This is a genomic window from Pseudomonas sp. GM17, from assembly GCF_000282175.2.
Lineage (GTDB): Bacteria > Pseudomonadota > Gammaproteobacteria > Pseudomonadales > Pseudomonadaceae > Aquipseudomonas > Aquipseudomonas chlororaphis.
Genome location: NZ_CP124732.1, coordinates 1,339,326 through 1,352,709, shown reverse-complemented (window position 1 = coordinate 1,352,709; position 13,384 = coordinate 1,339,326). Strand labels below are relative to the sequence as shown.

General features: G+C 63.1%; 11 protein-coding genes and 1 pseudogene. 2 read left to right on the top strand and 10 right to left on the bottom strand.

Annotated features, from left to right (window positions below; all coding sequences use genetic code 11):
• Positions 1-4 precede the first annotated feature (4 nt).
• On the top strand, positions 5-1,549 hold the full coding sequence (locus PMI20_RS06030) for an AhpA/YtjB family protein (protein ID WP_007921413.1): 1,545 nt from the start codon (positions 5-7) through the stop codon (positions 1,547-1,549).
• A gap of 207 nt (positions 1,550-1,756) precedes the next feature.
• On the opposite strand, the gene PMI20_RS06025 is transcribed toward PMI20_RS06030, so the two are convergent.
• From PMI20_RS06025 to PMI20_RS05985, 9 genes and pseudogenes are all read right to left on the bottom strand, one after another.
• Complete coding sequence (locus tag PMI20_RS06025; protein ID WP_007921414.1) at positions 1,757-2,470, bottom strand: PqiC family protein; 714 nt, start codon at positions 2,468-2,470, stop codon at positions 1,757-1,759.
• Positions 2,471-2,649: 179 nt separating this feature from the next.
• Positions 2,650-4,908, bottom strand: a complete 2,259-nt coding sequence (gene parC, locus PMI20_RS06020) for a DNA topoisomerase IV subunit A (protein WP_007921416.1) — start codon at positions 4,906-4,908, stop codon at positions 2,650-2,652.
• Positions 4,909-4,918: 10 nt separating this feature from the next.
• Positions 4,919-5,440 carry a retropepsin-like aspartic protease family protein gene (locus PMI20_RS06015; RefSeq protein ID WP_007921420.1) on the bottom strand — a complete coding sequence of 174 codons (522 nt, stop codon included), beginning with the start codon at positions 5,438-5,440 and terminating at the stop codon, positions 4,919-4,921.
• A complete protein-coding gene (locus PMI20_RS06010) occupies positions 5,437-6,420 on the bottom strand; it encodes an esterase-like activity of phytase family protein (protein WP_007921421.1) in 984 nt (327 codons plus the stop codon). The genes PMI20_RS06015 and PMI20_RS06010 overlap by 4 nt, the downstream gene beginning before the upstream one ends.
• A complete protein-coding gene (gene parE / locus PMI20_RS06005; RefSeq protein ID WP_007921422.1) occupies positions 6,420-8,327 on the bottom strand; it encodes a DNA topoisomerase IV subunit B in 1,908 nt (635 codons plus the stop codon). The genes PMI20_RS06010 and parE overlap by 1 nt, the downstream gene beginning before the upstream one ends.
• Positions 8,328-8,369: 42 nt before the next feature.
• Positions 8,370-8,978: a YqiA/YcfP family alpha/beta fold hydrolase gene (locus PMI20_RS06000; protein WP_007921424.1), complete on the bottom strand. Its 609-nt coding sequence runs from the start codon at positions 8,976-8,978 to the stop codon at positions 8,370-8,372.
• 116 nt (positions 8,979-9,094) lie between these two features.
• Positions 9,095-9,910 (bottom strand): 3',5'-cyclic-AMP phosphodiesterase, encoded by an 816-nt coding sequence (cpdA, locus tag PMI20_RS05995; RefSeq protein ID WP_007921425.1) that lies wholly within the window; start codon positions 9,908-9,910, stop codon positions 9,095-9,097.
• 99 nt (positions 9,911-10,009) lie between these two features.
• Positions 10,010-10,462, bottom strand: coding sequence for a DUF1249 domain-containing protein (locus PMI20_RS05990; protein ID WP_007921426.1), 453 nt, complete (start codon positions 10,460-10,462; stop codon positions 10,010-10,012).
• A gap of 1 nt (position 10,463) precedes the next feature.
• A pseudogene (locus PMI20_RS05985) lies at positions 10,464-11,069 on the bottom strand (NUDIX domain-containing protein); the annotation flags it as partial.
• Positions 11,070-11,292: 223 nt separating this feature from the next.
• On the opposite strand from PMI20_RS05985, the gene PMI20_RS05980 reads away from it, so the two are divergent.
• Positions 11,293-12,039, top strand: coding sequence for an RsiV family protein (locus PMI20_RS05980; protein WP_007921428.1), 747 nt, complete (start codon positions 11,293-11,295; stop codon positions 12,037-12,039).
• On the opposite strand, the gene cytX is transcribed toward PMI20_RS05980, so the two are convergent.
• Positions 12,008-13,297: a putative hydroxymethylpyrimidine transporter CytX gene (gene cytX, locus PMI20_RS05975; RefSeq protein ID WP_037033752.1), complete on the bottom strand. Its 1,290-nt coding sequence runs from the start codon at positions 13,295-13,297 to the stop codon at positions 12,008-12,010. The genes PMI20_RS05980 and cytX overlap by 32 nt on opposite strands.
• Positions 13,298-13,384 lie beyond the last annotated feature (87 nt).

Here is a 13,384-nt window from a genome sequence, read left to right as displayed (position 1 = left end):
CTCAGTGAACCGGCCCACGCCAGTTAAAACCGATAACTTCTTCCTGCTGATCTTCCGTGCACTGCGTCACCGCCGTGTACCGATTGCATTGCGCATTGCCAGCCATAACGTGATCCTGGTCGCCCTGGCCCTGGTGATCTATGCCTGCGTGATGGGCCTGCAGTTCAAGCAGGCCATGCACGAACAAGCCGACGCCCTGGGTCAGAGCCTGACTACCCAGACCGCGACCTCGGCCACCGAGCTGTTGGTGTCCAACGACATCCTCAGCCTCAACGTGCTGCTGAATAACCTGACCAAGAACCCGCTGGTTGCCCATGCGGCGATCTACAGCGTGGACAACCGCATCCTCGCCGAAGCCGGTCAGCGCCCGAAAAGCAGCCTGCTGGGTGAAACCGAAGGCGTCTACCAGACCAAGATCACCTTCCAGGACGTGACCGCGGGCAACCTGCGCATCAGCCTGGACATGGAACAATTCCAGCAGCCGATGACCATCAGCCTGCAGAGCATGGGCATTCTCAGCGCGATCCTGCTGGCTTTGGCCCTGGCCTTGAGCCTGCGCCTGGGACGGCACATCTCCACACCGCTGATGCAACTGCGGGTCTGGCTGCGGGATATCGACGAAAACACCCCGGCCACCCAGCGCCAGGACGAGATTGGCGACCTGGCGCGCCAGCTGCACGCCAGCTTCGCCCCCGAGAAGGTCGAGCCGGAACCCGAACCGCAAGCCGAGATCGACGATACCGACTACGACGACAGCGAAGACGCGGAACCGACTTTCGAGGTGCGCAACCTGCGTGACCCGAGCTTCGATGAAAGCGCTCCCGTAGCCGGGCTCAAGCCCGCACCGCGGCACGTGATCAATGCCGAAGAGGACCTGGCCGACGATGAAGACCCGTTCGCCGACCTTCGCGACAGCTCGTCCACCGCGACCGCTGCCAAGCCGATCGTGAAACCCACGGTACCGGCACAGCCGCAGCACAGTGCGGTCCTGGCCGTGCAACTGGGCGCCCAGGAGCAACTGCGCCGCCTGCCCCGCGCCCGCCTGACGGAATTGCTGGAACGTTATCGCGACTGCCTCGACCAGGCCGCCTCGCTGTACCAGAGCGAACTGCACACCCTGAACGACGGCAGCACGCTGATGCTGTTCCACAGCGAAGACAGCGGCGACGACTACCTGACCAATGCCATCTGCTGTGGCGAGTTGCTGCGCGCCCTGGGCCACGCCCTGCAAATCGAAGTGGCCGACAGCGGCATCACCCTGCAGCTGCAACTGGGCCTGACCCTTGGCGAAGAGCTGTTCGGCCTGAGCCAGATCGACCTGCTGCTGACCGAGACCGCCCAGGACGCCCTGGCGCTGTCCCAGCACAGCCGCAACCTGCTGCTGGTCGAGCGCAAGATCAACGATGACGCCCTGATTCGTCAGCGCGCGCGCATCCGTCCGATCGCCAGCCCGGAAGGCGCCTGCTGCGTCGAACGCCTGATGGAGCCCTACCCATCTATGCTGGAACGGCAACTGGCGCGGATGCACGAAACCCGGGCCAAGCTCTAAGCCAGCCGCCCAACAAAAAGCCCGCAGCGATGCGGGCTTTTTTGTGGCTGCGGCACAATCGTCGCGAGCAAGCCGGTCGCCCCTCTGTAGGAGCGAGCTTGCTCGCGATACTCCATCAAGGGCGCACCATTACCTCTGGCTCAACCTGCCCCCCCCAGAAACGACAAAGCCCGCTGATCAGCGGGCTTTGTCCTGGAACCGCAACACTCAGAAGCGGAACACTTCCATATCCGTGCGGATAGGCGTGGCCATTGGAATCTTCGGCTGCTTCTCCTGCTCGGCCGGCTTTGCCGCCGGCGCAGGCGCCGCCTTGCGGGGTACCTCGGCTACCGTAGGCTGGTTGGCCAGCGGCTTGAGGGCACCCGACAGCTGCTCGGCCAAGCGTTGCAGCAATACGCCCTGGGCCTGGACCTGGGACGCGGTGGTACCCGCATGCTGCTCCTGCAGATGAACGATACGGTTGTCGCGAACCTGCCCACGACGATCAATCAGGCGCCATTGCGCATCGAGAACTGCCGGTTGCGAGGCGCCCGAATCCAGGCGAGTGATCGACAGCAGCACCTGCACATCCGGAGTGAAACCGGTGCTCGCCGGCGCCAGCACTACACGCTGGCTGTCCAGCTGGCCGGCGACCTGACGCAACAGCAACTGATCGATATCGGAAGACAGGCTGCCGGCCCAGCGACCGTCGGTCGAAGCCTGCAGGCTGCCGTCGTTCTGACGTTGCAGCAAGGTTTCACGTTGCAAGTAGTCGGCAACCAGTACCGGCCCCAGCAATACGGCCATGCCGGCGCTTTGTGCCGGTTGAGCTGGACTTCCGCTGTCCAGCTGATACAGCGACACCGGCTGGTGTACGCTGCAACCCGCCAGGCCAAGAACGCCAGCGAGCAAGAAAACAAGAGGAAGGCGCAGAGCAGTCATCATCCCATCCAGGTGGCGGCCACAAGGCTAGCCACAGTGTAAATACTCAAAATAACCCTGAATAACGCTCAGCCACGCCGGCGCTTGAAAGCGCATATCATCCGTGAATATGCGCCATGACTCCAGTGTTGTAGCGCCGATCTACCGGTTAAATCGCAGATCGGACGCTCTAACCCGCATCAATTGAGAGTTTCTACCAACAACGCATCCACTCGCTGGAAGCCCCGTGGCAGCTTGTTACCCCGGCGACCGCGCTCGCCCTTGTAATGTTCAAGGTCATCGGCCTTGAGCGACAGGGTACGTTTTCCGGCCTGCAGCACCAGTGTCGCGCCTTCCGGCAGTACCGCGATATCGGTCACGTACTCTTCGCGGCTGGCCACTCGCTCACCCGGAATCCCGATGATCTTGTTGCCCTTGCCTTTGCCCAACTGCGGCAGGTCGCTGATCTTGAACACCAGCAAACGCCCTTCGGTGGTCACCGAAGCCAGCCAGTTCTGTTCACGATCACTCACCGGCCGCGGCAACAGCACCTTGGCGTTGTTCGGCAGACTCAACAACGCCTTGCCGGCCTTGTTCTTGGCTTGCAGATCCTCGCCCTTGACCACGAAGCCGTAACCCGCGTCGGAGGCGATCACGTACAGCGCCTCGTCGTCCGGCAGCAGCACGCATTCGAAACTGGCCCCAGGCGGCGGCGTCAGGCGTCCGGTCAGCGGTTCACCCTGGCCACGGGCCGATGGCAACGTATGCGCCGCCACCGAATAACTGCGTCCAGTGGAGTCGATGAACACCGCGAACTGGTTGGAGCGCCCGATGGCCGAGGTCTTGAAGCCGTCGCCGGCCTTGTAGGACAGCCCCGTAGCGTCGATATCATGCCCTTTGGCGCAGCGTACCCAACCTTTTTCCGACAGAACAATGGTGACCGGCTCGGTCGGCATCAGCTCGTTTTCCGACAGGGCCTTGGCCTCGGCGCGCTCAATGATCGGCGAACGACGGTCGTCGCCGTAGGTTTCGGCGTCCTGCAGCAATTCGGTGCGCACCAGCTTCTTCAGCTTGGCTTCGCTGTTGAGCAGGGCTTGCAGCTTGGCTTGCTCCTTGAGCAGTTCGTCCTGCTCGGCGCGCAGCTTCATCTCTTCCAGCCGCGCCAACTGACGCAGGCGGGTATCGAGGATATAGTCGGCCTGCACTTCGCTCAGGGCGAAACGTTCGATCAGCTTGGCTCGCGGCTGGTCCTCGGTACGAATGATGTGGATCACTTCATCCAGGTTGAGGTAGGCGATCAGCAAGCCGTCCAACAGGTGCAGGCGGCGCTCGACCTTGTCCAGGCGGAACTGCAGGCGGCGGCGCACCGTCAGTACGCGGAACTCCAGCCACTCCACCAGCAAGGCACGCAAGTTCTTCAGTTGCGGCTTGCCGTCCAGACCGATGATGTTGACGTTGACCCGGTAGCTGGATTCCAGCTCGGTGGTCGCAAACAGATGCTGCATCAGTTCGTCGGGATCGACCCGGTTGGAACGCGGAATGATCACGATCCGGCATGGGTGCTCGTGGTCCGACTCGTCGCGCAGGTCGGCGACCATCGGCAGCTTCTTGGCCTGCATCTGCGCGGCGATCTGTTCCAGCACCTTGGCGCCGGACACCTGGTGTGGCAGCGCGGTGACGATGATGTCGCCATCCTCGATGCGATAGACGGCACGCATGCGCACCGAACCGCGACCGGTTTCATAGATTTTCAGCAGGTCGGCGCGCGGCGTGATGATTTCCGCCTCGGTCGGATAGTCCGGGCCCTGAATGTGCTCGCAGAGCTGTTCGACCGTGGCCTTGGGCTCATCCAGCAGGCGCACGCAAGCGGTGGCGACTTCACGCAAGTTGTGAGGCGGCACGTCAGTGGCCATGCCCACGGCGATACCAGTGGTGCCGTTGAGCAGGATATTCGGCAAACGTGCCGGCAATACCAGGGGTTCCTGCAGGGTACCGTCGAAGTTCGGCCCCCAGTCCGCGGTACCCTGGCCCAGCTCGCTGAGCAGCACTTCGGAGTAACGCGACAGGCGCGCTTCGGTGTAACGCATGGCGGCGAAGGACTTGGGATCGTCCGGCGCACCCCAGTTACCCTGACCGTCCACCAGCGTGTAGCGATAGCTGAAAGGCTGCGCCATCAGCACCATGGCTTCGTAGCAGGCCGAGTCGCCGTGGGGGTGGAACTTACCCAGCACGTCACCGACCGTACGGGCGGACTTCTTGTGCTTGGAATCGGCATCCAGCCCCAGCTCACTCATGGCGTAGACGATACGCCGCTGTACCGGTTTCAGGCCGTCGCCGATATGCGGCAAAGCACGGTCCATGATCACGTACATGGAGTAGTTGAGGTAGGCATTTTCGGTGAAGTCAGCCAGCGATCGGCGTTCTACGCCATCCAGGCTGAGATCCAGGGAGTCGCTCATGCGGGCCTCATCAGTTCGTTGTCTGGCGCAGCAGCAAAGTGCCGCCGCGCTGGGTAAATTCAAGTTTTTTCAAAGCGCTCATGCCCAGCAACACCTGCTCGCCACCCAGGCCCGGCGCGACCAGCGCACGGACATCGCGCAGGACGATATCGCCCAGTTGCAGGCGGTCGAGGCGGGTTCGATAACCCTCGCTACGACCGTTGGCGGTATTCAGGGTCACCGGTGCGCCCTTCTCCAGGCCAAGACGCTCGGCCAGCCCGGACGGGATCGACACATCGGTCGCTCCGGTATCGAGCATGAAATTCACCGGCTGGCCGTTGATCTGGCCGCTGGCGACGAAATGCCCCTGGCCGTTGCCGACCAGTTTCACTTCGATGTAACCCTCATGTTGTTGCGAAGTGACGACAGCATTGGGGTTCTCCTGACGCTGTTCCCACTCGCCAAAAAACCGTGTCGCCAGGAACAGGCCGGCGCCCCAGGCCAGCACCAGCAGCACGCGTCCGGCACGTTTGCCCGGTGGCTGCTGGCTCACGGCTTGGCACTCCAACCGCCCTCGGGCGCGGCGAAGCGCCAGACGATCGGGCGTTTTTCACCGTCGGCACGGGCTCCGGTGTTGTTATCCACACCGATCCAGGCGCCGTCGGCATCCACCACCAGGGCCTCGGTCAGGCCATAGGCCTGTGGATAACGCCGGTTTTCCTGCAACGCCTCGGCGGCAAACGACCAGCAACGCTCGACCTTGGCCGTCGACGCATCACGACGACAGACCTGGAACGCATTGCGCTCGAGGGTGAACAACTTGCCCTCGAACAGCGACAGGTCGGCGAAATCCCGGGACACCGCCTTGGCCTTGGGCATCTGTGGTGGCTGCATTTCCAACCCGGCCTCGCTGAGCAGCACACAGCCGCCGTCGCAATCCCAGACACTCTGCTGGCGCTTGATCAACAGCAGCCCGCGGCGCTCGCGCTCGGCGGCCAGCCAGATCCGGTCGCCGGCCGGGTTGACCGCCAGGCCTTCGAACAGGGCATTGAAGTGCAGCAACATACCGCTGGCCCGCGCCTCGCGCACCATGATCGGCGAAATCTTCAGCCAGGCGGCCGAACCCGTCGGCGGCAGCTGCAACACTGCCGCATGGGACTCGCTGACCACATACTTGTTGCCGGCGCTGTCGCAGGTAATGCCCTCGAAATCCAGGTCGCCGCCGCGCACGAACGACGCGACCCAGGTACGCGAGTTCAAACCCCAGGGCAAACCGCTGTCCGGCACCGGCGGCACATCGATGCGCACGGTCTCGGCCTGCCAGACCCGATCGCTGGTATCGAGCCGATAGATCTGGTCGTCGTCGCGGTCGGAGACCGTCCACAGCGCCTTGCCACACAACGCCAGCCCCGACAGGTTACCGCCACGCATGCCGTCCACCGGATGCTCGGCCAGCAGCCTCAACTCGGGCAAGGGGTCGGCCATCGCCGAGGTTGCCAATAGCAGTAACGCCAGGGCAAAGCCTCTGCACATCAGGCCAGAACCTCGGCCAGGTTGCCCTTGGACTCCAGCCAGCTCTTGCGATCGCCGGCGCGTTTCTTCGCCAGCAGCATGTCCATCATTTCCGAGGTCGCGGCGAAGTCTTCACCGAGGGTCAACTGCACCAGGCGCCGGGTGTTCGGGTCCATGGTGGTTTCGCGCAGTTGTGGCGGGTTCATTTCACCCAGGCCCTTGAATCGGGTGACCTGCGGCTTGCCACGCTTCTTCTCGGCCACCAGGCGATCGAGAATGCCATCGCGCTCGGCTTCGTCGAGGGCATAGTAGATCTCCTTGCCCAGGTCGATGCGGTATAGCGGCGGCATCGCCACGTAGACGTGACCGGCATCCACCAGCGGACGGAAATGCTGGACGAACAGCGCGCAGAGCAGCGTCGCGATGTGCAAGCCGTCGGAGTCGGCGTCGGCGAGGATGCAGATCTTGCCGTAGCGCAGCTGGCTCATGTCCTCGGCGCCCGGGTCGACCCCGATGGCCACGGCGATGTTGTGCACTTCCTGGCTGGCCAGGACTTCGCTGCCGTCGACTTCCCAGGTGTTGAGGATCTTGCCGCGCAGCGGCAGGATCGCCTGGAACTCCTTGTCCCGCGCCTGCTTGGCCGAACCACCGGCGGAATCACCTTCCACCAGGAACAGCTCGGAACGCATCGGGTCCTGGCCGGCGCAATCCGCCAGCTTGCCTGGCAATGCCGGGCCCTGGGTAATGCGCTTGCGCTCGACCTTCTTGCTGGCCTTGAGGCGACGGCCGGCGTTGCTGATGGCCAGCTCCGCCAGTTGCATGCCCAGTTCCGGGTTGGCGTTGAGCCACAGGCTGAACGCGTCCTTGACCACGCCCGAAACGAAGGCGGCCGCCTCGCGGGACGACAGGCGTTCCTTGGTCTGGCCGGAGAACTGCGCGTCCTGCATCTTCATCGACAGAACGAAGGCGATGCGCTCCCAGACGTCTTCCGGTGCCAGCTTCAGGCCACGCGGCAGCAGGTTGCGGAATTCGCAGAACTCGCGCATGGCGTCCAGCAGGCCCTGGCGCAACCCGTTGACGTGGGTACCGCCCTGGGCGGTCGGAATCAGGTTGACGTAGCTTTCCTGCACGCTGTCGCCGCCTTCCGGCAGCCACAACAGGGCCCAGTCCACCGCTTCCTTGTTACCGGCCAGGCTGCCGCAGAAAGGCTCGGCCGGCAGGCGTTCGAATTCGCTGACCGCGTCCACCAGATAGGAGCGCAGGCCGTCCTCGTAATGCCACTCGACCTTCTCGCCAGTGCCTTTGTCTTCGAAGCTGACCAGCAGCCCCGGGCACAACACGGCCTTGGCCTTGAGCACATGCTTGAGGCGGCTGACGGAGAATTTCGGCGAATCGAAGTATTTCGGATCCGGGGCGAAGTACACGCTGGTCCCGGTATTGCGCTTGCCGACGCTGCCGACTACTTCCAGCTCGGTGGCCTTGAAGCCGTCGGCGAAGGTCATCTGGTATTCGTTGCCATCACGCTTGACCCGCACCCGCACCTGGTTCGACAAGGCGTTGACCACGGAAATACCCACCCCGTGCAGACCGCCGGAGAACTGGTAGTTCTTGTTGGAAAACTTGCCGCCCGCATGGAGCTTGGTGAGGATCAGCTCGACACCGGACACGCCCTCTTCGGGGTGAATGTCCACTGGCATGCCGCGGCCGTCATCGGACACTTCCAGGGAATGGTCGGCATGCAGGATGACCTGGATCGACTTCGCGTGCCCCGCCAGGGCTTCGTCGACACTGTTGTCGATGACTTCCTGGGCGAGGTGGTTCGGCCGAGTGGTGTCGGTGTACATGCCCGGGCGTTTGCGCACCGGGTCGAGGCCCGAGAGGACTTCGATGGCGTCTGCGTTATAAGAGCTAGCGCTGGGAGTGGCCATGGGGTCTCGTCGTTAGTCGTTCAATGAAATAGAAGCGAGGGTTCACAGCGAGGTGAAATCGATCGCCTGGTACTGATCCGGGCCGATGCCGGCAAAATTCAACAACGCCGGCAATTGTCCGGCAAAACCCTGGAAACTATGGTCGCCGCCGGCCTGGATGCGCAAGGCACAGGCTCGGTAATACAGCTGGGCGCTGCGATAGTCCAGCGTCTCGTCACCTGTCTGCAGCCAGACCTGGAACCGCTGCGGGTCCTGGGGCGCCGGCACTTCCAGCTCGGCCAGGGCCGTCACGTGGTCGTGGGTCAGTTCCCAGGTTTCCCCGGTATAGAGGTTGGTCTGCGTGCCCAGAAAACCGTCGAACATCCGGTGCGGACTGACCGCGGGGTTGATCAGCAGGGCTTTCAGGCCGTGACGCTCGGCAAGGTGAGTCGCATAGTAGCCGCCGAGAGAGCTGCCGACCAGCAGCGGCCGTCCGAGTTCGGCAATCGCCTGTTCCAACTGGCCAATGGCCTCGCGTGGATGATGATGCAAGGCCGGCACCCGCAGCTGTTCACCGCGGCCGATCGCCTCCATGACAGCGATCAGCTGGCTGGCTTTCTTCGACGCCGGTGCGCTGTTGAAGCCGTGGATATACAGGATCGAACCGGACATGCGCACTCCCTTTGCATCGTGCAAAAAGGCGCAGTTTACAGGGTGTATCGCCGCTTGACTTGTGTTCAGGTGTATCCCTTTGTCCTGCCGCCACCAACTGCGGCTCCGGGCCGGAATCAGTAGCCGTCGCTGCCGTAATCGACCTCAAAATCGAAGCCGGCGACCCGCTCGACACCGGTTTCCAGGCGCCCGTCGGACAACAGGCGCAGCCAGCGATAACCCGGCGCGGTCTCGCCGACCTGGAAATCCTCGCTGCCCGGTTCGAACTGGATGCAGGTCGAGGGCGACGCCAGCAGGCGCAAAGGCCCTTGCTGGCGGTCGATTTCCTGATGCACATGGCCCCAGAGCACCGCGCGCGCCTGTGGAAAGCGCTCCAGCACGGCGAACAGCGCGTGCGGATTGCGCAGCCCGATGGGCTCCATCCAGGCGCACCCGATGGAGACTGGATGATGGTGCAGGCATACCAGGTGATGGCGTTCGGGGGCTTCGCTCAGGGCACTGGCGAGCAGCTGCAATTGATCGTCCTGCAGATAGCCCGGTACCGAACCGGGTACGGCCGAGTCGAGCAGGGTGATCCGCCAGTTGCCGATATCCACCACCGGCGCCAGCAACGAACTCTGGGTCGCCGCCTGCGCCATGATTTGCGGCTCGTCGTGGTTGCCGGGAATCCAGCGCGCCGGCGCCGGAATCTGCCGGGTCATGTCACGAAACAGCTGATAGGACTCCAGCGTACCGTCCTGGGACAAATCGCCCGTGGCCAGCATCAGGTCGATCCGCGGTTGCTGTTCCAGCACCAGATCGATCACCCGCTGCAGGCTGTCGCGGGTATTCATGCCCAACAGCGTGCCGTCCGCTTCGGCGAACAGATGGCTGTCGGACAACTGCACCAGCAACACGGGATCTTCGGTGGTCAGAGTGGATACGCTCGGCAAGGCGGCCTCCCAGGGCGTGTCACGGGAAGTGAGGAATGGGGGCAATTATGCTGGGGGAAATTCAAAAGAGGAAACCGGCGAACCGGACGCAGTTCACATCTACCGCACGGCCTCGAACTCATGACCGCAAGCCAGGCAGTGGCTCAGCCATTCACCAAGAAACACATTGAGCTGGGCCTTCTCGTCCGGCTGGTGCATGAAGGCATTCGGATACGGATAGATGCCACGAAAGCGCCGAGCATGCTCGGCACTGATGACCTCGGCCATGCGCGCGTCGTGGTAGACTTGGACCTCCAGCTGCGGCACCGGCAGCCAGGGCAGGCTGTGCTCCTGACGCACCTGCAGGGTGGTGGTGTAGGGACAGGCCAGCAGCACCTCCAGCGCCAGCACGCCCAGCATCTGGTCGCCCTGGGTCACCGCGATCCGCCGCGCCACCGGCTGGTTGCGCATGTCGGGCAACAGGCGCATCAGCCGGGCATAGTTGGCCTCGCAGGACGCTTGCAGCCCCACGAGATCGACCCGATAGCGATCGCGCACTTTGTTTACGACCATAACCCCTCACTTCAACGCGGTTCAAAGCCAGCCATTGCAAGGCAATAATGCTCGCCGCGTTGGAAATCCGCCCATCCCTTACCGCCTGCAGTGCGTCTTCGAAAGCCCAGACCGACACACGGATATCCTCCGCCTCTTCCTCCAGCCCGTGCAGACCACCGGCACCGCTGCTGTCGCAGCGCCCCAGGTACAGATGCACGAACTCGGTACTGCCCCCCGGCGACGGGAAATACTGGATCATCGGCCACAGCGCGGAGAATGTCAGCCCAGCTTCCTCCTGCGCCTCGCGGTGAGCAACTTCTTCCGGCTGCTCGTCCTTGTCGATCAGACCGGCGACCAGCTCGATCAACCAGGGGGTCGCGGTTTTCCCCATGGCGCCGACGCGAAACTGCTCGATCAACACCACTTCATCGCGTTGCGGATCGTATGGCAGGACGCAGACAGCATCGTGACGGACAAAGATTTCACGACTGATTTCGCGCCCCATGCCACCGGCGAACAGCTCGTGGCGCAGGTGCACACGGTCGAGCTGATAAAAACCCTGGAAGCATTTCTCGCGCCGAACGATATCGACAGTGGTCGGCGTGGTGTTGGCAAAGTCCGTCATAGCAATCCTCGTTTCCTGCAATTCGATCCGAGGCTCCCCCTCGACTTCGCGCCATCCTAACGCGCCGCTGACCGATGATGCAGCCCCTTTGCCATCAGCGGGATAGACGGCAAGGGGGCAAACCTAATCTAATTGCCTCTATTGAGCTTAGTGGCGAACTGATTGCCCCGCAGGCAGTCGAAGCCGGTAACTTTTGCCTACCTCTGGTTTATCAAGGACGCACATGTCGCTTCTTAAAATCGCCTCCGTGGCTTGCCTGGCCCTGACTCTGGGCGCCTGCCAAAGCCTGTTCCAACCCAGCTATCAAAAGCCCCTGCAAAGCACCAGCGACAAGTCGGAACAGATCAAGCCCGGCTGCAGCAATCAGGATTGCCCGCTGGTGAACATCGACACCGTGCACTTCGCCGACGAGCCGCAGCTGGATGCGCTGATTGAAAAGCGCCTGCTGCAGATGACCCGCACCACCGCGGACCAGGCCGTGCCAGCGACGCTGAGCGCCTATCGGGAGAAGTTCCTGCGCGAGGCCGACAGCCGCAACAGCATGTACCTGCAAGCCAAGGTACGCGAACAGCATGACGGCCTGGTGATCATCGAACTGGCCAGCTACCTGGACACCGGCGGCGCCCACGGCACGCCCGGTCGCGGCTTCATCAACTACTCCCGCGAGCTGCACAAGGAACTGACCCTGTCCGACATGCTGCGCCCGGGCCAGGAAGCCGCGTTCTGGAAAGCCGCCCAAGTGGCTCACAACAGCTGGCTGATCAGCACCAAGCTGGACCAGGAGCCGGAGTTCATCAAGAGCTGGCCGTTCCAGAAAACCCCGAACGTGGCGCTGACCTACGGCGGCGTGATCCTCAAGTACAACGTGTCGGTGATCGCGCCTTACGCGCTGGGCCACATCGAACTGAAGATCCCTTACAACCGCCTGAACGGCATTCTCAAGCCCGAGCTGTTTCCTGGCCGTGGCTGAAGGCCCATCCCAGCAGCCCCTGCAGCAGCCCTGCCAGCACCAGTGACGGCAGGGTTGCGCCAACATCCGGATAGAAGTTGGCCAGCAGGTGATAGGTGCTGACCCCGCCCAGCCAGGCCAGCAACGCCGGCCAGCACCACCCCACGGACAGTTCCTGTGCACTGCGCTTGCGCAGGATGAAGTGATCCACCAGCACCACGCCGAACAGCGGCGCGAACACCGAGCCGATCAGCAGCAGGAAGTTCTGATACTGGGCCAACGGCGCCAGGCAGGCGATCAGAGTGCAGAACACGCCAATGGCCAAAGCCAGGTGCTCGACTTTCAGACGCAACAGAATGCCGCAGGAAACCGCGGCCGAATGGATATCGGCAAAGGCGTTTTCCGACTCGTCCAGCAGGATCAGCAACAGCGGAATCCCCAGGCCCGCGCCGGCCAAAGCCAGCAGCAGCGCATTGACTTCGCCACTCGGCGCAAAGGCCAGGGTGTAGGCCACGCCCAGGCTCATCAGCCACAGATTGCCGATAAAGAACCCCAGCGCCGTACCACCAAAGACATGGCGCGCCCGCTTGCCGAACCTTGAATAGTCGGCGATCAGCGGCAACCACGACAGCGGCATGGCGATCGCGATATCGAAACCTACGCCGAGCGGCATGGAGCCGTCGCCGGCCTGGGCCCAGAGCGCGGCCAGATCGGCCTTGGCGAACAGGTTCCAGGTCAGCCACAGGCAGGCCGCCAACAGCAGCCAGATGCCCCACTTGCGCAGGATCTTGCGTACGAAGGTCAGCGGCCCGCTGACCGCGAGCAAAGTCGCCAGCGCGCCGAAAAACAGGGTCCAGAGCAAAGGACTGGTCAGCAGGCTGCCTTCGCTGAACGCACGAGTACCCAACAGGCTGGCGGCATCGCGCATGACGATGATCTCGAACGAGCCCCAGCCCACCAGTTGCAACAGGTTGAGCAACGCCGGCAGGCTCGCGCCGTAAGTACCGAGGCTGAGCTTGAGCGCCGCCATGGACGACAGGCCGGTATCACTGCCGATCACCCCGACCGCCGCGAGCAGCAAGACGCCGACCGCCGTACCGAGAAAGATCGCCAGCAAGGCGCCGGACAGGCCCAGGCCTGGCGCCAGCAGCGCGCCGGTCTGCAACACCATCAGGCCGATGCCGAGGGAAAACCACAGGGAAAACAGATCGCGCGCGCCGAATACGCGCCTGTCGGCGGGGACCGCGGTGTCTGGTGAATAAGTGTTCAAGACGGTTATCTCGGGGCAGGAAAAGGGCGCGTTAGCTGCAAGCCTCAAGCTGCAAGAAAAAGCAGGACCACTGTTGCCTTTAACTTGCAGCTTGCA

Coding starts and splice junctions, on each gene's coding strand:
- PMI20_RS05980 (WP_007921428.1), top strand. CDS start 11,293: ATGTCGCTTCTTAAAATCGCCTCCGTGGCTTGCCTGGCCCTGACTCTG.
- PMI20_RS06010 (WP_007921421.1), bottom strand. CDS start 6,420: ATGTGCAGAGGCTTTGCCCTGGCGTTACTGCTATTGGCAACCTCGGCG.
- PMI20_RS06000 (WP_007921424.1), bottom strand. CDS start 8,978: ATGTCCGGTTCGATCCTGTATATCCACGGCTTCAACAGCGCACCGGCG.
- PMI20_RS06025 (WP_007921414.1), bottom strand. CDS start 2,470: ATGACTGCTCTGCGCCTTCCTCTTGTTTTCTTGCTCGCTGGCGTTCTT.
- PMI20_RS05990 (WP_007921426.1), bottom strand. CDS start 10,462: ATGGTCGTAAACAAAGTGCGCGATCGCTATCGGGTCGATCTCGTGGGG.
- parC (WP_007921416.1), bottom strand. CDS start 4,908: ATGAGCGACTCCCTGGATCTCAGCCTGGATGGCGTAGAACGCCGATCG.
- parE (WP_007921422.1), bottom strand. CDS start 8,327: ATGGCCACTCCCAGCGCTAGCTCTTATAACGCAGACGCCATCGAAGTC.